At 71.6% G+C, this 21,217-nt stretch carries 12 protein-coding genes; 9 read left to right on the top strand and 3 right to left on the bottom strand.

Translation table 11 applies throughout. From position 1 onward, the window contains the following. Positions 1-8: 8 nt before the first annotated feature. The gene (locus AB0I59_RS35115; protein WP_358139851.1) at positions 9-740 is read right to left on the bottom strand and encodes an HAD family hydrolase; all 732 of its coding nucleotides are present in this window, start codon (positions 738-740) and stop codon (positions 9-11) included. A gap of 138 nt (positions 741-878) precedes the next feature. Here AB0I59_RS35115 and AB0I59_RS35120 point away from each other — a divergent pair, with 138 nt between their 5' ends. The 7 genes from AB0I59_RS35120 (at position 879) to AB0I59_RS35150 (ending at position 14,849) form a co-directional block, all read left to right on the top strand. Then, entirely contained in the window at positions 879-1,817 is a 939-nt protein-coding gene (locus tag AB0I59_RS35120; RefSeq protein ID WP_358139853.1) for an SseB family protein, read from the top strand. Further along, the gene (locus AB0I59_RS35125; protein WP_061259829.1) at positions 1,814-2,203 is read left to right on the top strand and encodes a UCP033725 family protein; all 390 of its coding nucleotides are present in this window, start codon (positions 1,814-1,816) and stop codon (positions 2,201-2,203) included. Before AB0I59_RS35120 ends, AB0I59_RS35125 begins: the two co-directional genes overlap by 4 nt. A gap of 121 nt (positions 2,204-2,324) precedes the next feature. After that, a complete protein-coding gene (locus AB0I59_RS35130) occupies positions 2,325-2,729 on the top strand; it encodes a YbaB/EbfC family nucleoid-associated protein (protein ID WP_061259830.1) in 405 nt (134 codons plus the stop codon). Then, complete coding sequence (locus tag AB0I59_RS35135) at positions 2,726-3,073, top strand: hypothetical protein (RefSeq protein WP_061259831.1); 348 nt, start codon at positions 2,726-2,728, stop codon at positions 3,071-3,073. Before AB0I59_RS35130 ends, AB0I59_RS35135 begins: the two co-directional genes overlap by 4 nt. A 76-nt stretch (positions 3,074-3,149) precedes the next feature. Further along, positions 3,150-13,679: a WXG100-like domain-containing protein gene (locus AB0I59_RS35140; RefSeq protein ID WP_358139858.1), complete on the top strand. Its 10,530-nt coding sequence runs from the start codon at positions 3,150-3,152 to the stop codon at positions 13,677-13,679. Positions 13,680-13,705: 26 nt separating this feature from the next. Beyond that, positions 13,706-14,233, top strand: a complete 528-nt coding sequence (locus tag AB0I59_RS35145) for a hypothetical protein (protein ID WP_358139861.1) — start codon at positions 13,706-13,708, stop codon at positions 14,231-14,233. Continuing rightward, complete coding sequence (locus tag AB0I59_RS35150) at positions 14,226-14,849, top strand: hypothetical protein (RefSeq protein ID WP_358139864.1); 624 nt, start codon at positions 14,226-14,228, stop codon at positions 14,847-14,849. Before AB0I59_RS35145 ends, AB0I59_RS35150 begins: the two co-directional genes overlap by 8 nt. Before the next feature lie 23 nt (positions 14,850-14,872). Here AB0I59_RS35150 and AB0I59_RS35155 read toward each other — a convergent pair whose 3' ends face one another. Next, positions 14,873-17,650, bottom strand: a complete 2,778-nt coding sequence (locus AB0I59_RS35155; RefSeq protein ID WP_358139867.1) for an AfsR/SARP family transcriptional regulator — start codon at positions 17,648-17,650, stop codon at positions 14,873-14,875. A 95-nt stretch (positions 17,651-17,745) separates the two neighbouring features. Here AB0I59_RS35155 and AB0I59_RS35160 point away from each other — a divergent pair, with 95 nt between their 5' ends. Both AB0I59_RS35160 and AB0I59_RS35165 read left to right on the top strand, forming a co-directional pair. Beyond that, the gene (locus tag AB0I59_RS35160; protein ID WP_358139870.1) at positions 17,746-18,198 is read left to right on the top strand and encodes a carboxymuconolactone decarboxylase family protein; all 453 of its coding nucleotides are present in this window, start codon (positions 17,746-17,748) and stop codon (positions 18,196-18,198) included. 33 nt (positions 18,199-18,231) lie between these two features. Beyond that, a complete protein-coding gene (locus AB0I59_RS35165) occupies positions 18,232-18,522 on the top strand; it encodes a hypothetical protein (RefSeq protein WP_061259836.1) in 291 nt (96 codons plus the stop codon). An 85-nt stretch (positions 18,523-18,607) separates the two neighbouring features. Here the strand turns inward: AB0I59_RS35165 and AB0I59_RS35170 are convergent, their stop codons facing one another. After that, positions 18,608-21,082, bottom strand: coding sequence for a family 20 glycosylhydrolase (locus AB0I59_RS35170; protein WP_358139874.1), 2,475 nt, complete (start codon positions 21,080-21,082; stop codon positions 18,608-18,610). Between the last annotated feature and the right edge of the window lie 135 nt (positions 21,083-21,217).

Here is a 21,217-nt window from a genome sequence, read left to right on the forward strand (position 1 = left end):
GTCCGCGCTCAGATGGTGGTCAGGATGGTCACCAGCTCGTCGAGCGATCCGATCACCGTGACGCGATCCGCGATCTCGCCGCCGGGCACGGCTCCGGTGACGGCCCTGTCGAGCCAGTAGGCGCGCAGGCCCGCGTCCCTGGCGCCGCACGCGTCGATGTCGTACTTGTCGCCGATGTACGCGACCTGCTGCGGCGGCAGGCCGAGGAGCGCGCACCCGGCCAGGAAGATGCCGGGGTCCGGCTTGGGCGCTCCGTGATCGTCGGAGCAGAGGATCGCGTCGCCGAAGTGGTCGAGCAGCCCGATCGCGCGCAGCTTGTCACGCTGGTGGGCCAGTGAGGAGTTGGAGATCACACCGAGCCGGTACCGCTCCGCGAGCGAGGCGAGCGCGGGGGCCGCGTCGGGGAAGGCGGCCCAGGCGGCGGTCCGGAACTTCGTGTATCCCTCGAACCAGGCCGATGCCGCCTGGTCGGAGATGCCGTCGGCCGGGAGTCGCCCGATGTGCGCGAGGAAGCGCCGGGTCCGGGCGAGCTGGTGTCCGGCGAACGTCAGCTCGCCGGCGAGGAACCGGGCATACTCCTCCTCCATGATCTCCCGCCAGATCGCCGCCGCGTCGGCGGGGGAGGGGAACAGCTCAAGCAGCCCCTCGGCCGCCAGGTGCTTGAGTATGCCGACCCGCTCCGAGGTGGAGTAGTCGAACAGCGTGTCGTCGATGTCGAAAAGCACCCCGCGGACCGTCATCCGTCCACCTTGTCAGATCCGGTCGTGGCTCCGGTCGACCGGGCCTGGGACCGGATCTGACACCGGTCGTGGCCACGCGCTGGCCCGAGGAACCCGCGAGATGGGGCGATTGAGGGGGTTTGGCTTACTGTGATCAGCGTGCAGCGAGCCGACGACTCCGGCGATGGCGTGCCTTCCGTGCCTTCCGGGCCGGCCGTGCCGCCGTCCAGCCCGTTCGAGGAGGCGCTCTGGGCGGCGTTCGAGGCGGGCCGTACGGCACTGTGCCTGAGCATGCTCAAGGACGCGGACTTCGTGCTGCCGATCAGCCGGGCCGCGGCCGAGGGCACAGAGCCGGCCGCCTGGCCGACGGCCACGGACACCGAGCGGACCTGGCTGGTGGCCTACACGTCGGCCGAGGCGATGGTGCTGGCCACAGGGGGCGTCACCGAGTACCACCGGATCGCCTCGATGGTGGAGCTGGCCGCCGGCTGGCCCGATCCCCGCTGGGGCCTGGCGATCAATCCCGGGTTGCCGGTGGGGTTCCTGCTGGAGTCGGGGACGGTGGCCAGGCTCGCCGTTCCGACGCTGGCACAGGATCTCGCGCTCGCGCCCGAGGCCGGCGTTCCCGTGATGCAGAAGCTGCTGCGCCCGGCCGAGATCCCCGAACTGCTGTCCGGCCGGGAGCCGCGGATCTCCGGCTACTGCCACCACGCCCTTGACGTCTCGCACATCGCCACGCCCGCCGTACTCGCCGAGGCGCTCGGCCAGACCGACGCGTTCACCGCGAGTGGCGGGCTCACCCTGTTGCGCTGGCGCCCGGCCGGGCTCGGCCTGTACCGCACGCCGTACGGCGGGGTGAACGAGGAGGGGCGGGACGCGGTGGCCGGCTGGGTCGTGGAGGAGCCGCCGTTCGTCGGGCTCGGCCTGGCGCCCAACGTCGACCAGGTCATCCGCGAGTACAAGGTGTACGGCGTCGGGCTGACCCACGGCGCCGAGATCTGGGAGCTGACCGCGGAGGGGACCGAGCATCGACGCGCCTACTATCACGGTGACCTGCGGCGCTGGCTGCTGGTCGCGGTCCGGGAGGAAATGCCATGACCTGGCACTCCTACCGCGCGCGCTGGCGGGGCGCCGACTACCCGTGCAGCCCCGACTCGTCGGCCCTGGAGACGTGGGTACGGCTGCGCCGTGACGAGCCGGCCGAGGGTTTCGAGGAGGTCGAGCCCGGGTGCCACGTCCGTACCGTTCCGGCCGCGGAGTGCGAGTCCGTGCATTTCGTGACGACGGTCTGCCGGTGGCGTGACACCGAGTTCCACGTGCACGCCGAACGCGAGGGCGAACTGCTGCTGGAGTATCTCGGCGGCTCGGCGCCCGAGGCGGTGGCGCTCGGCCTGGAGCGGATCGAGCGTGGCGTCTACCGCGCGTGGGTCCCGCGCGCCGAGGTCGGCGAGCTCCGGGAACGCAAGGTCTCGCTGGACTTGTGAACTTTTGCTGAAGATCAACGATTTCAGCCGCAGTCTTGTCGAATGATGTTCACTTGTCGGAAACTAGCGAGAAACGTGTGTGATGCCACAGACATACATGTGACCTGGCTCTGGGGGTGCCATGGAGTCCGACGCCGAGACGCACGCCGCCGGTCTGCGGGCCTACACGGAGCAGCTGCGCACGACCTTCCTGCGACTCCAGGACGAGGGCGCCGAGCTGCACGCCAAGGCCAGGAACATCCAGGTGTCCGAGAAGTCCCGCGACGGCCTGGTGTCCGTCACGGTCGGCTCGCGCGGTGAGCTGATCCGCCTCGACATCGATCCCCGCATCTACCGGCGCCCGGACGCCCGCGGCCTGGCCGACGCGATCACCGAGACCGTCCATCGGGCGGCGGCCCGGGTACAGGAGCAGATCATCGAGGTCTTCGAGCCGCTGATCCCGGCCGACCAGATGAAGGCCCACCTCGACGGCGACCTCGAAACCGTGATGACCCAACTCGCCGACCAGATGGGCGGAAGGCTATGACCAACACCTACGACGGCCTCGCCATCAACAAGTCCGCGGTGGACAAGGGCCTGTCGCAGTGGAGCGCCATGGCCGGCGACCTGGACAAGGCGCTCCCGGGGCTCATCGCGAGGATCGTCGAGCTCCACGCCGCCGCGCCCTGGGGAGGCGGCAGCGAGGGCCACTCGTTCCGGGACTCCTACATCCAGGGCGGCGGGCCCGGGGCCCTCATCGACAAGGGCAAGGCCGTCGTCAAAGAGATCGTGGACGTCGGCCCGAGGCTGCGCACGACGTTCGAGAACTCGCTCACCGTCGAGGAGGCGCACACGCAGGACCTGGCCCGGGGCACAGTGCGCGAGGTCTGACGCGCGATTGTCCGAGACGCCCTGAGCAGGGTGCGACGGGCGTGGATCAGGGTCGGAGCGGCGGAGCGGGAGCGGCATGGCCACGAACACGAACACGGGCCCCAGCACTGTCAACCAGAGCAGGGGGGCCACCAGGCAGGGCGCCGCGGTCCGCATCGACAGGGACGTCACGGCCGCCTGGGAGACCGACAAGCTGCCCGACTGGGTGGTCTACACGCTGATCCCGCTGCTGTCGGCCGGGCAGAAGTGGCCGGACGCCAGCGAGAGCAAGTTGTCGGAGCTGGCCCAGGCATGGGACGCGCTGGCCGTCGGGCTCACGCCGTACAGCGAGCCCGCGGGCAAGGCGGCCCGCACCGTCGTGTCCGGCTGGCAGGCCCCGGCGACGGCCGACTTCGTCACCCGGGCGCAGAACCTGTTCGGCAGGCAGGGCGGCCTGCCCGCGATCTCCCGGGGCGCGCTCGGCTACTCCGCGAAGGCCAGCAACTTCGCCGTCGAGACGCAGTACTCCAAGTTCTCCGTCAACGTGGCGTTCTGGGTCACCGCCATCGCCATCGCCATCGCGCTCTACGTCGCCTTCTTCACCGCCGGCTCGACCGCACCGCTCATCGGCCCGTACGCGTCGGCGGGCCGCGCGGCGATCAGCCGCATCCTCGCCCGGCTGGCCGCCATCGCGGGCCGCCAGGTCGGCACCACCGGCGCGGCCAAGATCGCCGCGCTCAGCGGGCCGACGGGCAAAGGCCTGATCGCCCGGCTGCTCCTTTCCCCGCTCGGCCGGGAGCTCATGGAGGAGATGGGCGAGGAGTTCTTCATCGACGCCGCCGCCCAGTACCTGCAGATGAGGGAAGGCACCCGTACGGAGTGGGACTGGGACAAGTCCAAGGCCGCGCTCATCGGCGCCGGCGCCGGCGCGGTGGCCGGCATGGGCGTCTCCGGCCCGATCTCCAAGTTCACCCGTGACGTACCGGGCTTCGGGGGGCGGGCGCTGAACACCGGCCTCAGCAACGTCGTCGCCTCACCGGCGGGCAGCTTCCTCGCCAACGGCCTGGTCTACGACCAGTGGGGCAACCCGTTCACGATGGAGTCGATGAGCGGCGCGTTCTTCGGAGGCGTCGGGCGCACCGGCTCCATCAGCCCCTTCAATCCCGAGGTCGTCACCGCGCTCGCCAACCCGAGCACGGCCCTCGCCTCCGCGTACGACATGGCGGCCCAGTCGGACGCGCGCCGGATGGGTCTCACCATCGACCCGGGCCTCGGCGGGTCGGGCGGCGACGCCACCGGCACCGGAGGTACTCCGGGAGGCACCGGTGGCGGATCAGGCCCGATCGTGGGCGCCGCCGCCGGCGGCGGCCGGTCCTCCGGAGGTGCGACGCGCGGCGGGACCTCCGTGTCCACCCCGTCCGGAGGCGGTACGGCGTCGCGTACGGGCACGGTCACCGCCGACGCGGAGGACGGCGGCCGCCGCGCCGCGTCCCCGTCCGCCGCCGACGCGGAAGGGCGCGGCAACCAGAGAAGCCGGCCCGACGACGAAACCCGCCAGAACGACGCCGAGGCGAAGCCCGACGCCGAAGGCCGGCCGACCACTGACACCGACCAGGCGGCGGTGACCACGCCGGACGCGCGGCCGGACACCGCGCCCTCGGTGGCACCCGACTCCCGAACGGACTCCACGGCCCGCACCCAGCCCGAGGTGTCACCCGCCGCGCCCGAGACCCAGCCGGACGCCGATCCCGGCCAGCGGTCCGACCCCGCTCCGGCGGCGTCCGACACGGGTACCGGCACGGGGGAGACCAGGACGGACACCTCGCCCGACGGCGCACCCGCCACCGACACCGGCGCGACCCAGGACACCACTCCGGCCCCGGACAGCGGCACGGCCCCGGACAGCGGCACGGCCCCGGACACTGACGCGGCGGTGGCTCCGGACAGCGCGCCGGATGCCCGGCCCGCGCCCGACACATCACCGGACACATCACCGGACACGGCATCGGGGGAGGTCGCACCGAGCACGCTCGCCCAGGAGGAGGCGGACCGCCATGTCGTGCGGGGCAGGGAGGCGGTCGTCCGGGCGCTGCTCGACGCGCATCCGGGCACCGTGCTGCTCCCCGACGGGGGCCTCATCGTGCCGCTTCAGGGAGCGGGCATCGGCGTCTCTCCCGCCGCTGTGGCTCGGATCGTCGACGGTGCCGCGCGGCGTTCGGCGCAGGTGGAGGACGACGAGGCGCTGCAGGCTGAGGCGCTGGCCCTGATCGACGAGCAGCTCGCCGCCGACATGGGGCCCGGCGACACGGCGCCCGAGGACACGTACGCGGCCGACCTCGTCCCGGGGCAGCCCATCGGCCTGCGCGCGAACGCGGCGCTCGACTACGCGCTGAACCGCCTGGCCCCGGGGGCCGTCCTGTTGGCGGACGGCGGGCATCTCGTGTCCGACGCGTCCGGCGACTATGTGATCACGCCGAGGATGTTGCGTGCCGTCCGATCCGTCCTTGAGGCCGCCGCGGTGAGCGGGCAGGACGCGGCCACGCTGCGGAGCAACGCGATCCTGGTCATGAGCCAGGCGATGGCCGTCAGCCAGGAGACCTCGCCGGCCCCCGAGCCGGTCACCAGCCGCCCCGGCACCGTCACGTCCCGGCCGATCGCCGACACCCGTTATGTCACTGACGGCCGCCCGAACCAGCGCCTCACCGACGACGAGATCCGCGCCGAGGTCGGGAAGCTCGTGGCGTCCGACTTCCAGGGTGATGAGGTGACGAGCTGGGCCTGGTCCCCTGACGAGACGACTCTGGTGGTGGAGACCGCCAATCACGGCACGCAGCGCTTCCGGTTCGTGGTCGGCGGCCTCGACTCCCGCCTCATGGCCATGACCGAGGTGAACCGCGGGGGCGGCGACCATGTCGTCCACTTCGCGCCGCATATCGCCCCGGACCAGCTCCCGCGCGTCTGGTTGCACGAGATCACCGACACCCTGCACGCGCTGAGCCGGCCGGAACAGGGTGTCATCCGCAGGACGCTCTTCCGCCGGGGCAGACAGCAGAACCACGTCGACGGATGCGTGCCGGCCCGGCTCAACGAGCACGCCTACCTGGTCCGCAAATGGCAGGCCGCGACGTCCGCGGACGAGCGCCAGGACATTCAGATCGATCTCGACGGCGTGGCCCGCGACCTCCGCGGGCACGGGCAGATCCCCCCACCGGCGCCCTGGGGTGTGACGCCTCCCGTACGCCGGGTCCACGCGCCCCCTGTGGCGGAGGCGGCGTTGGCCGAGCTGCGGCGGCTGGTCGACGATCCCGCCGTGGCGAGGACGGAGCTTCCGGACCGGGCCAAGCCGTACCTGGCCGAGCTGCGGCGCGTCGCCGACGATCTGGCCCGGGCCGAGGGGGAGCTCAAGAACCAGGAAGAGTCGCATAAGGACACCGCGACCAAGGCGGAGGAGGAGGCGGACAAAGCCAAGGCCAAGGCCGCCGAAGCCGCCACGATGCGCGACCAGGGCAAGGAGGCGCGCAGGCAGAAGCACGAGAAGGAAGAGACGCAGCACCGGGCCAAGCAAGCCAGGCACCTGCGGATCGCCGATGCGTACAGGGAGGCGGGGGAGAAGGCGGAGGCGGCGACGAAGGCTTACGGGCAGGTGATCGGCCTCGTGCGACTGGCGGCGTCGCCGAACGGCCACGAGGCGACCTTGGCCATGTCGAGGCTCATCAGTCTGCTGGCGGACGCCCGTACGCGGCACGAGGACTACCTGGGGTCGGTGAAGACGGCCCTCCCGCCGAAGGAGTCGCTGCCCTCGGCGCTGCCGACCCGCAGCCTGGCGCATCTCACGCCGTTGACGGACGCGATCAACAAGGTGCTGGCCGAGAACAACTCCCCGCGCCGGTTCACTTCCCGGCAACTGGAGCACATCCTCCGGGCCGACTTCCGGAAGGCCGTCTCACCGGACGGCGCGCTCCTCCGTATCGGCACCGGGAGGACGGCGGTGGAGCTGAAGATCCGGCTCAGCCTCTCCGACATGGTCCAGATCATCGATCCGGAGATCGTGGCCTCGGAGATCATGCTCGGCGTCATGCCGCAGGGAGGCCGGACGACCCGGACCACCGAGGGAGGCAGCGGCAGCCTGTCGGTGCCGCTCGGCCCCAAGCTGCTCGCCTCCATGGTCCCCAACGAGGACGTACGATCCGCGCTCGAACTCATGGGTGATGTGGGGGTCAACCTTTCCTTCGGGCGCTCGTGGTCGCGCGGTCCCGGCGCAGCCGACTTCGCCCTCGCGGGGGCGGTCGAGGACAACCGGGGAGAGTCCCTGCTGTTCGACGCCGCCGCCACCTGGTCGGTGAGCGTGCGCACCCGCCGGCAGAGCACCTGGCAGGAGGTGGCGACGATCGACTCCGGGGCTCCGGGGGACGCTCCCTCACAGCGGATCTGGGTCTCGCACGCCTACACCGTCGGGCCTCCCGCGAGGACGGAGACCATCGACTCCGGCAAGAAGAGCAACCAACTGCCCGAGCACTTCGTCAACGGCCTGACGGGGCTGGACCAGCTCGCCGTCGATGTCATCGGGCGCCTCCACGAGGGGCTGGGAAGGGTCCGCAGCCGGGCGGGAGTGGAGTGGCTCCGTGAGGGGGAGACGAGGATCGGCGGCATCGCCCGCCAGCAGATCATCAACATGATCGACCACGAGCTGCCCGGCAGGCTCGGGGAGGCGACCGATCCTGTTTACGGGATGACTCGTGTGATCACGGACGGGCACGGCCGGCCGGTGGCCACCGTGACGATCAAGACAACGGTGGACAGGGACAGCGCCGTCCTGGTCGGGACGCCGACTCGTGACCACTGGCAGGAGCGGCTGCGGGTGGGCTTCTCCAACGCCACCGGCAGCGAGTCGTTCAACGGATCCCTCTCCGCGGGGGTCAGCCCCCTGCCCGTCCCCATCCTCGGCGACGCGATCGGCGGGCTTCCGGATCCCGGCGGTTACGGCGATGTCGACGTGACCGCCGGGGCAGGGCGCGGAGTCTCCCGTTCGCAGTCGTCGTTCGTGAACGGGAACGCCATCCACCCCAGCGTCCAGCGCTACACGGGACACACCCAGGGATATGAGCTGGCCCTGAAGCACGAGGTCACCATCGTCCTGGCCGACGGGAGGGTGCTCAAAACGGTGCCGGGCACGAGTGAGGGCCTGTTCCGGATGCCGGAGACCGATGCCTACCGGTACGGTCTGCCGGTCGACGAGAACGCGCTACTCAAGCGGAAAAACGGCAAGCCCAAGCTGGATCGCCAGGGCAACCAGATGCTCAGAGGGGACCCGGAAAGATCGCGACCGCCGGGCCGGAAGAAGGCGCTGCCGTCCTGGCTCCGGCCGCCGAAGCAGGGGCGCCGTCAGACACCCACGGCGTCCGCGAACCAGGCGGCCGAGGAATTGATGCGCGGCGCGGGACCGGCGCTGGTCCAGCGGCTGACCGGCGTGGACGAGGCCAGGAAACAGGTCCTGGACAAGCTCGCCGACCTCGGCCTCGTCCCGAAGTTCGAGAACGGTGTCCCGCAGTACTCCCGGCTCCCGATACGGCGGGCCGGGCAGATGGCGAACCTGCGCGAGGTGCTCGAACAGCTCACGCCGGAGCGCCTGGAGACCGGATACGACCAGGCGGCCCAGGACGGCATCCCCATCACCCTGACCCGCGACGGCTTCGGCCAGTCGTCGCGGACGTACACGCTGCGTGTCCGGCTGGAGCAGGACCACGACGCGGCGACCTATCTCGGCCGTACCGACACCGAGGCCGTGGTCAACCTCGACATCGGGGGCGACACCGCCGGTCGCGGTAGCGGCCGCAGCTGGACCGGCAACGTGGACGTGCCGTACAAGACGTCGGAGGGACCGCCCGAGGGCGAGGACGGGCTGACGGGAACGCACGAGCGCAAGAAGTCCGGCAACTACACCCGTTCGATCGGTTCCAGCATCGGTGGCAGCGACTTCGGGGTGACGCTCGTGGAAAGCACCGGCGAGGTCGCCCTCTTCGACGTGCCCCACAAACTGGTGGTCGACATCGTCGTGGACGACGAGGTCGTGCACTCGGTGTCGGCGGACGGCAGCGCGCGGCTGGTCTTCGCGGCCGACCTGCTCCCGCTGAAGAAGGCGCCCTATCAGCCGCACAACGTGGGCGTGCTCTCTGAGGAGGTGCTCAGCCGGGCGACGCTGCTGCACATGGACACGACCGGCATGCTGGACCAGGTGAAGGCCGTGCTGCCCCGCAGCATGCGCCTTGACTCCGTCGCGTACCACCACTTCGCGGCGTTCAGTAATGTGCGCAACCTCATCGCGCATCCGGAGTGGCGCCACTCGCCGTACTTCACCGGAGTCGGCGTCCGGCCGCAGGGCGCGCTGCCGACGGAGGCGTCGCTGACGATCGAGGGCAGCTTCGGTGAGTCGTCCCTGGTCGGCGTCGCCGACCTCGTGGTCGGCGACATCAACTTCATGATGGGCAGCGCCGGCGTGAACTGGGGGCAGGGCTGGGGCAGATCCGGCGGCTCGACGCACGGCATCTCCGACTCGGACGGGCACGGCACCTCCCATCAGGGCGGCACCGGCGGCCACACGGGCGCGCGCGGCAGTTCCCGATCCCACAGCCAGCTCGACATCTGGGGCCGGGAACAACTCATCATCGAAACCGGCAAGCAGTACATCTTCCGCGGCGCCGTCGATTTCACCCTGGAGGGCAAGGAAAACGCCCCCGACTTCACCGAACTCGGCGGCAGCGGGAAGGCCACGACCGGCAACGCGTCGTTGAACGGCCGTCCGGTCGTCTACTCGATCCCCGAGTACGACGCGCTGACCTTCTACGCCAACCGCAAGCTCGACCTTCCGCTGATCCAGGTGGCCGACGCGGTGGAGAGGTTCGTGAACGGCAGCCTGACCCTCGACCGGACCCTCGCGACCTCGCTGCTCCAGAAGTACCTGCTCGATCTGAAGCACGCACGCGACGCGGGAGAGAACGTCTCGTTCGCCGACGGGCACACCGCCGACTCCCTGCTGCCGGCGCTCAAGAAGGTGAGCGGCCTGGAGCAGGTGGACACCGACCCCAAGGGCCTGGCGGAGCAGGAGCGGCTCGATCGGGCGCTCAGCGAAGCTGCCAAGCTGACTCAGCGACTGCGTGCGGTCAGGGTGGCTCCGCAGTACGAGGGGACCGTGGGATTCGCCGCGGTGGAGAGCTTCACCGTGATGGCCAAGGCCGGCCCCGTCAACGTGCGGGACGCGGTGCGCGCCGCGATCGGCGAGGCGGCGCCCGGCGCGATCGACAGCAGCCCCGTCATGCGCCGGAGCCTCGACGTCGACTTCGACAAAGACCGGGTCCGGGGGCACATCAACGAGATGCTCAGCCCGCGGGGCTACGTCAAGACCTACGAGACCCTGGCCGACCCGTCGAGCGGCCGGGCCGAGCTGGTCACGGTCCGGGCCAAGCTGGTTCCGGTGCCGGGCAGCGCCGAACTCGTCGGGCGCACCTACGACGCCGGCCTGATCCAGCAGGACTATCTCTACCGAGAGGTCTCCGACTCCGGGGCGTACAACGGTTCGCACTCTTTCAGCCTGTCGGCCTCGGAAGACGAGTCCGGCGAGGGCGTCGACGGCAACGTCGGCACCGACCGGGGCCGCTCGTACGGGGCCTCCAGCACGGAGCAGGTCACCAGGCTGCAGCGCATCGCGCAGTTCGGCGGGGTGGACCGGGTCCAGCAGCGGTACCAGATGGTGATCGAGGTGGAACGCACGCCGGTGCGGATGGGACCGGGGCGCAAGCCGACGCGCGGTGTCCTCAATCGCATCAAGGGCCGAGGCACCGGCCGGGCCACGATGACGTTCGACGCCACTATGGTCCGGCGGATGCCGATCGGCATGACCAGGCCGGTGAACGACAGCACGGCGGAGCCGGCCAGGATCACCGACACCAGGCGGGTGGAGCTGCCGCCCGCCCACTACGTCACCTCGGTGCAGGACGCCCAGGGCAACCGCCCCAGCCTGTTCGACGCGATCCAGAAGCAGTTGCGCTCGATGTCGGGCACCACCGCGACCCAGGAACAGATGGCGGAACTGGAGGCCCGGCTCTCGCCCATATCGCTGGCCGCCGCCTTCAGGCGGATGGCCTCCCCTGGCGGCCACGAGCTGGTCTCGACGATCCGTAAGGGAGCCCCGACCCAGGGGATGAACCGCAAGGGGAACATGAGCCAGGGCGTGGACGTCCGCGTCGAGGCCCATCTGTCCGACCTCCAGGTGGTGTCCGGCCCCGCCGTGGTCCACCCGGACGGGACCACCACCCCGGTCGAGGCCGAGCTCGGCGTGGTGGACCGCGTCCAGCGAACCTCGTCCACCTCGACTTCTCGCGGCCGGCTGCTCCCGATCGGCAGCGGAGTGGGCGGGCAGACGGAGTTCGGCCACCTCTCGGCGAGCGTGGGGGAGCAGGCGTCGGACGGTGTCACCGACAGCAGCGGCCTGCGCAACGAGGCGAGCACGTTCGAGAAGGCGAAGGTCGTCACCGTCCGGGTCCGGGTGGACTACGACCTCACGTTCCAGCGCAAGACGCGGTCGGCCGACGGCACCGAGGCTCCCTTCAGGAACCCGGTGAGGCTGCCCTCCGCCGCCTCCGGCGAGGTGTACGTGACCATGTTCGAGGCCGACCTCAAGGAGATGCAGGCCCGCATGGAGGCCGGGATCCAGGTACGGCCCCAATGGGACTTCGGCGACTCGGCGCGACGGCCCTCCGACTTCACTCCCGAATCCGGTCGCGAGAGCCTGATCCACCAACTCACGGACGCCCGGGTCGAGGCCAGGGAACAGGGCGCGGTCGTCCGGGCCCGGGTGCCGAACGGACAGGGGGTCGACGTCTACCTGGCCGCCCCGGACGGCTCCCTGCACAGCGTGAAGCCCGACGGAGGGTTCGCCGAGGCGGTCGCCACGCTGCCGCCCCAGGCGCTGGACGCGGCGGCGACGGCGGGCCTCGACCTGCGCCAGATCTTCATGGACCCGCAGCTGCCGGGCACGTTGACCGATCGGGTGACGGCCGCGCTGGCCGGCCAGAACATCCGGCCGGCGGCGCCGGATCCGGCCTGGCCGTCGGAGGCGGCCACGCCCGGCGCGGCGTCGCAGGGCGGCAGCGTGGGGCAGAGCGCATCCGGGGCGCCGTCGCCGGCGCTGCCGGGCACGCCGTTCGACACCCAGGCCCGGCCGGCGGGGGTGCCGGACCTGACCGTGACGGAGCTGGTCGGCCAGAACATCTCGGTCGCCGACTTCGGCGGCGGGGTCACCGCGCTCGACTGGACCACCGACCAGGGCGTGCCCATCACGCCGGACGCGCCGCCCGCCGACCTCGACGGCGCGGTCGTCAAGGTCACCACGCCGGCGCACGGCGTGCAGCACGCCCGCGTCGTCGTCGGCGATCCCGGGGAGGGCCGGATCGGCTACACGTCGTACCGTTCCGGGACGCCCGAGGACCCGCACATCATCACGATCGCCCCGCGTACGGACCCGGCCGTGGTCTCCTCGGTCCTGGTGCACGAGATCTCACACGTCGCCGACCGGCACGCGGCGGAGGCGGCGGGCGCGCCGCAGGGGGTGATCCGGCCCTCGCTGCCGGAGCACGCGCACGAGGAGGGCACCGACCACTGCCTCACCCCGCGCCTCAACGAGCACGCGCACCTTTCCCGCAAGTGGAGTGAGACCACCGATCCGGCGGCCAGGGCCCGCATCGCCGAGGCGATCGAGGCCGTCGCGGACGACATCACGAGGCGCGGGCAAACCCCGCCCGCGCCGCCCTGGGCGTCCGGGCCCACAGCGGTCGAGGCGAGACCCGAACGAGTCTCGATCGCGGATCTGCTCAGCGGCGAGGCCGCTCCCGGCGTGCCCGCGCCGGAGGCCGGCCAGGCCCGCTCCGTCCCGCTGCCCGAACTCGCCGCGGTGGCCGCCGTCGAGCGGGCCGCGACCGCACTGAACGCCGAGGTACGCCGGCTCGGCGACGGCCTGATCGAGATCACGACCCCGGGCGGGGCGTCCGTCACGGTGCGGGTGGCGCCCGCCGGGACACCGGCCGAGAACGGCGTGCTCGTCTACCAGGTCGATCCGCACCTGACGATCGGCGCCAACGAGCGGGCGGCCGCCGCGATGGTGGCCGGAGCGGTGGCCGAGGCGTCCGGCCTGCCGAGGAGTCCCACGGTCCTGTCCGGCGACCCGAACGCAGGCCGGCTCAGCGTCGCCGACGCCCGTGCCCTCGGCGAGCTGAGCGAGGCCGTCCGCCAGGTGAACACGGCCACGCACCCGCAGCTCCCCGCGAGGATGCGTGTCCTCATCGGGGTCGCCCAGCGGATGGGCCTGGACGCGGGCGGCGCCGAGCGGTTCCGGGGGCTGGCGCCCGATCCCCTGCTCGACCGGGTCACCGCACTGGTCGACGGCCGATGGCCACTCGGGGCGAGTGAGTACCTGCACAGGGCACGCCTCATCAGCAACGGCACCGGCTGGGAGCCGCCGGAGGACGACGACGAGGGCTGGGACCCGCTGGAGGACGACGGCGAGGAGTGCCGTTGCCCGGCGGGCGAGCCGTGCGCCTGCGGTCGGCGCGCGGGCCTGTCCATGGTCGAGGCATGATGGGGACTTCCAAGGAGAGGACGGCTATGGCGTTCGCGGTGGCACGGACCAGGGACGAGGCGCATCTCTACCTCGACCTGCATCCGTGCAAGCAGTGCGGTTCCGTGGAGACGGAGTGGGGCAGGGGGCTGGTCAACGTGGAGGGCGAGCTCGCCGACCGCTACGCCGGCACCTGCGACGGCTGCGGCGCGGAGCGCGAGTTCTTGTTCGGCCTTCCGGAGCGGCCCGTCATGCCCGCGGGCTATCCGACGTTCGGCGGCAAGGAGTCCTCCCAGCTCATCGACGCCGGCGAGTGGATGTGGGTGGCCGACCTGACCGCGGGCAACGTGCCGGTCGCCGACCGGGCCGAGGCCCATCGCGTGTTGTCGGTGGCCGCGGCGGCGGTGGAGGAGATCGTCAAGTTCATCCCGCCGGGCCAGGAGGAGGTGCCCGACGACGGCTTCTGGTCGGAGCGCGGGCGGACCGTCCGCGCGGCGGAGCCGGGCCGTTTCCAGCTCGATCGGCTGCTGGTCGTCCGGGACACCTATCGCGATCTGGCGGCGCAGCATGCCTGAGCCGGAGCGGAACGGCGTGGACGAGCAAGGTGGCCTGTCGCGGCCTGATGACGGGTCCGGCGGGTACGGCGGGGGCTCGGCACGCTCGCTGGTCGAGGCGTACGTCTATCTCGACCTCACCGTGCTCGGCGAGGAGCGGAACGCGGCCGAGCACGCCGTGCTGACCGAAGAGGAGGACGGCTGGCGGGTCAGGCTCGACGACGCCGAGGTCCTCGTGCCCTACGCGGCCGAAGAGGAGGCGAGGCGGGAGGATCTCACGTTCGGCTTCGGCGTCTCGGAGCTGATCGACCCCGGCCAGTGGGTGCTGGTCGGCGCCACGTACGCGAGAAGGGCGCTGGAGGCGGCCTTCTTCTTCGCCGCCGATCCCTCCTCCGACGAGCGGTACGAGGAGATCGTCACGGACTGGCGGTTCGCGGCCGACGCGGCGGCGGAGGCGCTCATGTTCGTTCCCGACGGCGCCGACGCGCTGCCCCCGGTGTCGTTCTGGACCGAGATGGGGCGGGAAGCGTACGAGAGCGAGCCGGCGCGGTTCACGCGGGCCAGGCTGGAGGACGACCTCGTCTACTACCGCGCCGCGCTCGACGACTTCCTCCGGTTGCACGCCGAGGACGATTGATCATCTGTCCGGGGCGGGACGCTCTACCTCGCGGACTCTCCGGCATGTTCCAGGAAGGCGCGGACCTCCTCGGCCTCCGGAACACCGAGCTCCCCGTAAAGGCAGAGAGCCAGCCGCCCGTGCTCACACGCCTGCTCTGAGCGCCCGAGTGCGAGGTGGGCGCGCGCCAGTCCATCATGAGCACGCGCCTGCTCCGGCCGGTTGCGCGTCAAGTCGGCGAGCGCGAGCGCGGCCGTGTGCTCCTCGACCGCCAGAGCCGGGTTGCCCGCCGCCTCGGCCAGCCCGTTGAGTGCGGCCGCCTCGTCGGTGGTGTTGCCGAGCGTGCGGTGGAGAGCCGCGGCCTGCTCGTGGCGGGTGCGTGCCTGGGCCGGCTCGCCTTGGTGCCGGAGGACGACGCCGAGGTGGTTGAGGGTCACCGCCTCTCCGGCCGGGTTGCCGACCCTGCGGTGGAGAGCCAGTGCCAGGTCGAGATGGCGCCGGGCCTCCTCCGGACGGCCGGCCCGGTCGAGGACGAGGGCGAGGAGGCCGAGCACGTGCGCCTCGGCCCAGGTGTCGGCACCGATCCGGGTGAGGCCGAGGGCCTGCTTGAGGTACTGCTCCGCCTGAGTGTCCTGCCGCCGGCGCAGGGCCACGTTCCCCAGGGTGAGGAGTGCCCGAGCCCGTTCGTGGTCCTCCTCGCACCCGTCGAGGGCCTGGTGGGCGTGCTCCTCCGCTCGCTCGTACTCGCCGCGCCGCCAGTAGGTCCATGCCAGGTCGGTGAGTGCTCGCGCCTGGACCTCGCGGTCGCCGAGTTTGCGGCTGCGCTGGAGCGCCAGGGTGTGCAGCGTGAGCGCGTCGTCGTGGTGCGCCTGCCCGTCGAGGTAGGGGCGCATCGTCAGAGCCAGGAGGCCGAGGCAGATCTCCGGTCCGTGGACGGCGGTCGCGATGATGTTGGAACGCTCGGCGTCGAGCCAGGCGATCGCCTCCGCGGCGTCGCGGACGGGCGCGATCGGGGCGGCCGGCTGGGGGATGCCCTCCCGCTGGCTGACACTGTGCGGGAAGAGCCGGTCCATCGCCGCGCGGGAGCGGTGCAGGTAGTGGACGAGCAGCCGCATGACGGCGCCGTCGTCCCCGGCGATCGAGCGCGCGTGCTCGCGGAGCAGATCGTGGAAGGTGTATCTGCCCGGTTCGAGCTGCAGGAGCATGTGGGCGTCGAGGAGGCCTTCGAGGAGCTCCTCCGCCTCGTCCTCCGAGATCCCGGCAAGCGCGGCCGCGCCGCAGGCGTCGATGTCGCGCCCGGGAACCAGCCCGAGCAGGCGGAACATGTGCTGCTCGGCCTCATGGAGTTGCTCGTAGGAGAGGGCGAAGGCCGCCGACACCCCGTCCAGGAGCCGGCGATGGTCCCGCAGCCGCCCCGCCAGATAGGACACGGTCCAGCGCGGGCGGTGCTGGAGACGGGCGGCGGAGATCCGGATGGCGAGAGGGAGGTGCCCGCACAGGCGCAGCACCTCGCGTACGGCGTCCGGCTCGTGGTGAGCGCGTTCGCCCACGATCCGCTCGAACAGCCGGGCCGCGTCCTCCTCGCCCAGCACGTCGACCGACAGCGCGTGGGCGCCGTCCAGGTCGATGAGCCGCCGCCTGCTGGTGATCAGGAGGAGGGTGTCGGAGTGGCCCGGCAGCAGGGGGCGCACGTGCTCGGCGTCGAGGGCGTTGTCGAGTACGGCGAGCACGCGGCGGTCGGCCAGCTCGGCGCGCCAGAGGGCGCTCCGCTCGACCAATGGGACCGGGATGCGGTCGGCGGGCACCCCGAGCTGGCGGAGGAGGGCCTCCAGCGCGGCGGCGGCGTCGACCGGCTCCCGGCCCGCGGTGTGGGCCCGCAGGTCGATGAAGAGCCGGCCGTCCGGATAGCGGGCGGCCAGCCGGTGGGCCACGTGGACGGCGAGCGTGGTCTTGCCGATCCCGGCCATGCCGTCGATCGTGACGACCGCCGAACCGTGGTGCTCGCCCACGAGCCACTCCTGCTCGGCGGTCCGTCCGGAGAAATCCGGAATGTCATAGGGCAGGAAGGTGGAGCGACGCGGCGGGCCGGAAACCACTGGTGCCGTGTCAGCCAGGCGCAGGGCCGGATCATCCACCAGGACCGCCCGCTCCAGCTCGGTGAAGGCGTGTCCGGGGTCAAGGCCCTGTTCGTCCACGAGAGCCGTACGGTAAGAACGCGCCGCGGCCAGGGCGTCGGCCTGCCGCCCCGCCCGGTGCAGGGCCAGGACGAGGTGGCCGTTGAGCTTCTCGCGGAGCGGGTTGGCGGTCACCTGGGCGGCGAGCTCGTCGAGCAGGTCGCCGTGCCGTCCGGCGGCCAGCTCGCCTTCCACCAGGCGCTCGTATGCCGACAGCCGCCGGTCGTTCCAGAGCTCCCGGACGCCGCTGACGTAATGCGCGTGCACATCCTCCAGCGCCTCGCCGCCCCACAGATCCAGGGCTTCGCGCAGCTCACCCGCGGCAACCAGTTCGGTGAACTCCTGCGCGTCGACCTGGCCGGGCTCCGGCTGCGCGACGTAGCCGCCGGCCCGCGTCTCAAGGAGGTGTCCGGCTCCCGCGCCACGCAGCGCCTTGCGGATCGCGGTGATCGAGGCATGGATCTGCGATCGGGCGGTGTCCGGCTGGTCGTGGCCCCACATCGCGTCGATCAGCCGCTCGATGCTGATCACCCGGCCGGCATTGAGCAGGAGGTAGGCCAGTACAGCCCGGTGACGTGGGGCGATACCCGTCAGCGGCGCGCCGTCGACGATCATCTGGACGGGGCCGAGAAGGGTGAAGCGCGGCATCGTCCCCCCATCACCGTCGCATCGTGCGCGCATAGCGAATGTATCAATCCGGACAGCCACTCTGATCTCACACGAACCGAGACGGAGGAAACACGATGGAAGCCCGGATGAAGAACCCCGCCACGATCATCCCCGCCGCGATGAAGCCGATCATGGAGTTGATGAAGGCCGCCCGGTCGCAGGGGCTCCCCCAGGAGCTCATGGAGATGATCCATCTGCGGGTCAGCCAGATCAACGGCTGCAGCTTCTGCGTCGACGCCGGCCTGAAGAACCTGCGCAAGCTCGGCGAGAGCGACGACCGCATCGGCCTGGTCGCCGCCTGGCGCGAGGCTCCGTACTACACCGAAGCCGAGCGGGCCGCGCTGGAGCTGGCCGAGGCCTCGACCCGGCTGGCCGACCGCGCCGACGCCGTCCCCGACGAGGTCTGGGACAACGCCGCCGACCACTTCGACGAGCGGCAGCTCGCGTCGATCCTGCTGATGACCGCCGTCACCAACCTCTTCAACCGCCTGAACGCCCCGATCCGGCAGATCGCCGGCAGCTGGTAAGCCCGCGCCCCCCACACACAAGGAGACACCGACATGTCCGTCGTCCGCTCGCACCGCTACTCCGTCGCCGACGCCGACCTGGAGGAGTTCCTGGCCCGCCGGAGCTCGCTGATCGCGACCGTCCGGGAGGGGCACCCCGGGCTCACCCACGTCGTGCTGATCCAGCTCGAGGACGGCACCTACACCGACACCTGGCACTGGGAGACCGGCGCGCAGATGGGCGCCGCGCTCGCCGCCCTCCCCACCTTCCCGGAGGCGCCGCTGACCATGGCCCTCACCAAGGACGGCACCGCCCTGAACGGCCAGGTCGTCGACGAGCGCTGAGATCGCCCGCCCCCGGGGAGAGTGACCGGGGGCGGGCGATCGGGGTGGGTGACCGGGGTGGGTGACCGGAGGAGAGCGACCCGCGTCAGGCGGCGCCGCGTACGGTGACCGTCAGCGTCCCCTCGACCGGTGCCCGGCCAGGTACGCCGATCGAGAGCGTGCCGGTGTAGGTTCCCGGACTGCCGAAGGCGCGGTCGGACACCACGGTGAACGCGTCGTTGATCCGCATCTCGGGGATGCTCGCCTCACGGGTGGTCGTCGGGGTGAGCCGCTCTGTCACGCCGTCGCTCCAGGTGACGATCGCCGTGAGGGCGGTGGAGGCGACGCCGGGCGCGGTGACGGTCCAGGTGGCTCCGGCCGGCGCGCCGCCCTTCACGGTCACCGGCGCACCGAGCGCCGCCATGCGCCAGGGGACGTCGGCCGTGGGGAAGAAGTTCGTCCCCTGGACCGTCAGCCGGCCGCCCATCGCGGACAGGCGGGTCGTGAAGTCGGCGTAGTTCCGCTGGGCCTGCGGGGTCCATCCCGCCTCGGCGGTGGCGATGAGCCTCGGGTAGCTGTAGTACTGCGCCTGGCCGACCCGGCGGATGAACTCGCCCCACAGGGCCGACTCGACGCCCAGCACGCTGGACTCGGTGACGTTGGGGATGAACGTGCCGGGATCCCAGTTGTAGTGGCGGTCCAGCCCGCACACCCCGCCGCACGCCCAGGTGCCGCCCTGCGGCTGGCGCGCGTCCTGCTTCTGCGGCACGTACGTGTGGGCCGCCGGCGAGAGGATCACCTTGGCGCCGCGGTTGTTCACCGCGCCGGCCACGGCGTTCCTGTCGCCGTTCCAGAACTGGACGACGGCGCCGTCCCGCGGGAGCGCGGTCCCGGCGTACTCGTTCCAGCCGACGACGGTCTTGCCCAGCGACGCGACGGTCTCCGTGAAGGCGTCGACCATCCTCGTGTAGTCGGCGTGGCTGGTGACGTGCGCCTCGTCACCGCCGATGTGCAGGTACGGCCCCGGGGTCATCTCGGCGATGTCGGCCAGGACGTTCCGTACGAACTCGTAGGTCACGTCGCTGCCGGCGTCGAGCGACGAGTAGCCGACGGAGCCGGTGCCGTTGTGCGGCACGGTCGCCTCCCCCGGCCGCGGCCGGGGCTGAGCGCCGGCGGAGTTGAGCTGCGGGATCGCGTGCAGCGCGGCGTTGGTGTGGCCCGGCAGGTCGATCTCGGGGACCACCGTCATGCCGTTCTCGCCGGCGTAGCGGACGATCTCGGCGTAGTCGGCCCTGGTGTAGAAGCCGGTGACGCCGAGCTCGGTGCCCATCTGCTGGCCGTTGCCGTTGTATGTCATCGCGGTGCCGCCGCTGATCCCGGTGAGCAGGCCGTAGTCGATGCCGGACGGGTTGTCGTCCGGTGTGCCGACCGCGATGCGCCAGCCCTGGTCGTCGGTCAGGTGCAGGTGCAGACGGTTGACCTTGAACTGGGCCGCCGCGTCGATGTACGCCTTGACCTCGTCCATCGGGTAGAAGCTGCGGGCGACGTCGAGCATCATCCCCCGGTACGCGAAGCGGGGATAGTCGCTGATCGTCACCTGGGGCACCGTCCACGCGGTGGACACGACGGTGTCGGACTCCACCCACTGCGGGAACAGCTGGCGCAGCGTCTGCACGCCGTTCAGCGCGCCGTTGGGCGTGTCGGCGCCGATCAGGACACGATCGGCCTCGACGGTGAGCGTGTATCCCTCGTCCGCGTGGCCGGCGGGCGCCTTGCCCGCGCCGACCTCGACGACGATCGGCGCGGGACCCCATCCCTGGCCCACCACGTTCAGGCGGTAACCGGTGGACGGCCGCAGGATCCCGGCCAGGTACCGCGCCGGGCCGTCGGCGCCCTGGCCGATCGCGACGATGCGGGTGTTCTTGTGCAGGGTGAACGGCGTGCCGTCGTGCGTCTCGACCGACACCGGACGCGGGAGCAGGCCGAGGGTCGGCTGCGGCGGCGCGGGCGGGCCGTCCCAGATCTCGAACTCGGAGATCGAGTACCCGTACGCGGCCCACCGCTGGTAGCCCCGCATGCGGACGTAGGACACCGGCGCGGGGGACTTCACGTCGATGATGTCGGTGCGGGGGCAGGTGTCGCGCTGGAGCCGGGTGACGTCGGTCCAGGTGACGCCGTCGGCCGACGTCTGCAGGGCGAAGTCGCGGGCGCAGGCGTTGGGCCAGGTGAGCGTGACGTGGTCGACCGTGGCCGGTCGGGCCAGCTGGACCTGCACCCAGTTGTCGTCCTGGTATTTCGACGACCACCGCGTATTGGTGTCGCCGTCGTTGACGTGCGCGGCGACGAAGTCCTGGCGGTCGAGCTCGACGCTCGACGCGGTGGCGGTGCCCGTGAGCGCGAGGTTGGCCGGAGCCGCCACGGCGGTCGCCGCCGGGGTGGCCGACGGGGTGGCCGACGGGGACACCCGTGCCATGCCGACGCCCGGTTGCGCGAGCATCGCCGCGGCGAGTACGGCGGACAGGGCGACCCCGATCGAGCGGCTCCTCGATCGGGTGGGGGAACGGTGGGGGGATGCGGACATGGGGCTCCTTCGCGACGCCCGATGTTGTCGCCGACGCATGCCGAGCCGACGCTCGGCCCGCCGGTTACGGGGATAACGCCCGAGTTTGGGCGTCGGGGTCGGTTTATGTCAAGAGTCTGAACATAAATCGACGAG

The sequence above is a fragment of the Microtetraspora glauca genome, from assembly GCF_040656155.1.
In the GTDB taxonomy this organism is placed as follows: domain Bacteria; phylum Actinomycetota; class Actinomycetes; order Streptosporangiales; family Streptosporangiaceae; genus Microtetraspora; species Microtetraspora glauca.

Coding starts and splice junctions, on each gene's coding strand:
- AB0I59_RS35115 (WP_358139851.1), bottom strand. CDS start 740: ATGACGGTCCGCGGGGTGCTTTTCGACATCGACGACACGCTGTTCGAC.
- AB0I59_RS35125 (WP_061259829.1), top strand. CDS start 1,814: ATGACCTGGCACTCCTACCGCGCGCGCTGGCGGGGCGCCGACTACCCG.
- AB0I59_RS35130 (WP_061259830.1), top strand. CDS start 2,325: ATGGAGTCCGACGCCGAGACGCACGCCGCCGGTCTGCGGGCCTACACG.
- AB0I59_RS35135 (WP_061259831.1), top strand. CDS start 2,726: ATGACCAACACCTACGACGGCCTCGCCATCAACAAGTCCGCGGTGGAC.
- AB0I59_RS35140 (WP_358139858.1), top strand. CDS start 3,150: ATGGCCACGAACACGAACACGGGCCCCAGCACTGTCAACCAGAGCAGG.
- AB0I59_RS35145 (WP_358139861.1), top strand. CDS start 13,706: ATGGCGTTCGCGGTGGCACGGACCAGGGACGAGGCGCATCTCTACCTC.
- AB0I59_RS35150 (WP_358139864.1), top strand. CDS start 14,226: ATGCCTGAGCCGGAGCGGAACGGCGTGGACGAGCAAGGTGGCCTGTCG.
- AB0I59_RS35155 (WP_358139867.1), bottom strand. CDS start 17,650: ATGCCGCGCTTCACCCTTCTCGGCCCCGTCCAGATGATCGTCGACGGC.
- AB0I59_RS35160 (WP_358139870.1), top strand. CDS start 17,746: ATGGAAGCCCGGATGAAGAACCCCGCCACGATCATCCCCGCCGCGATG.
- AB0I59_RS35165 (WP_061259836.1), top strand. CDS start 18,232: ATGTCCGTCGTCCGCTCGCACCGCTACTCCGTCGCCGACGCCGACCTG.
- AB0I59_RS35170 (WP_358139874.1), bottom strand. CDS start 21,082: ATGTCCGCATCCCCCCACCGTTCCCCCACCCGATCGAGGAGCCGCTCG.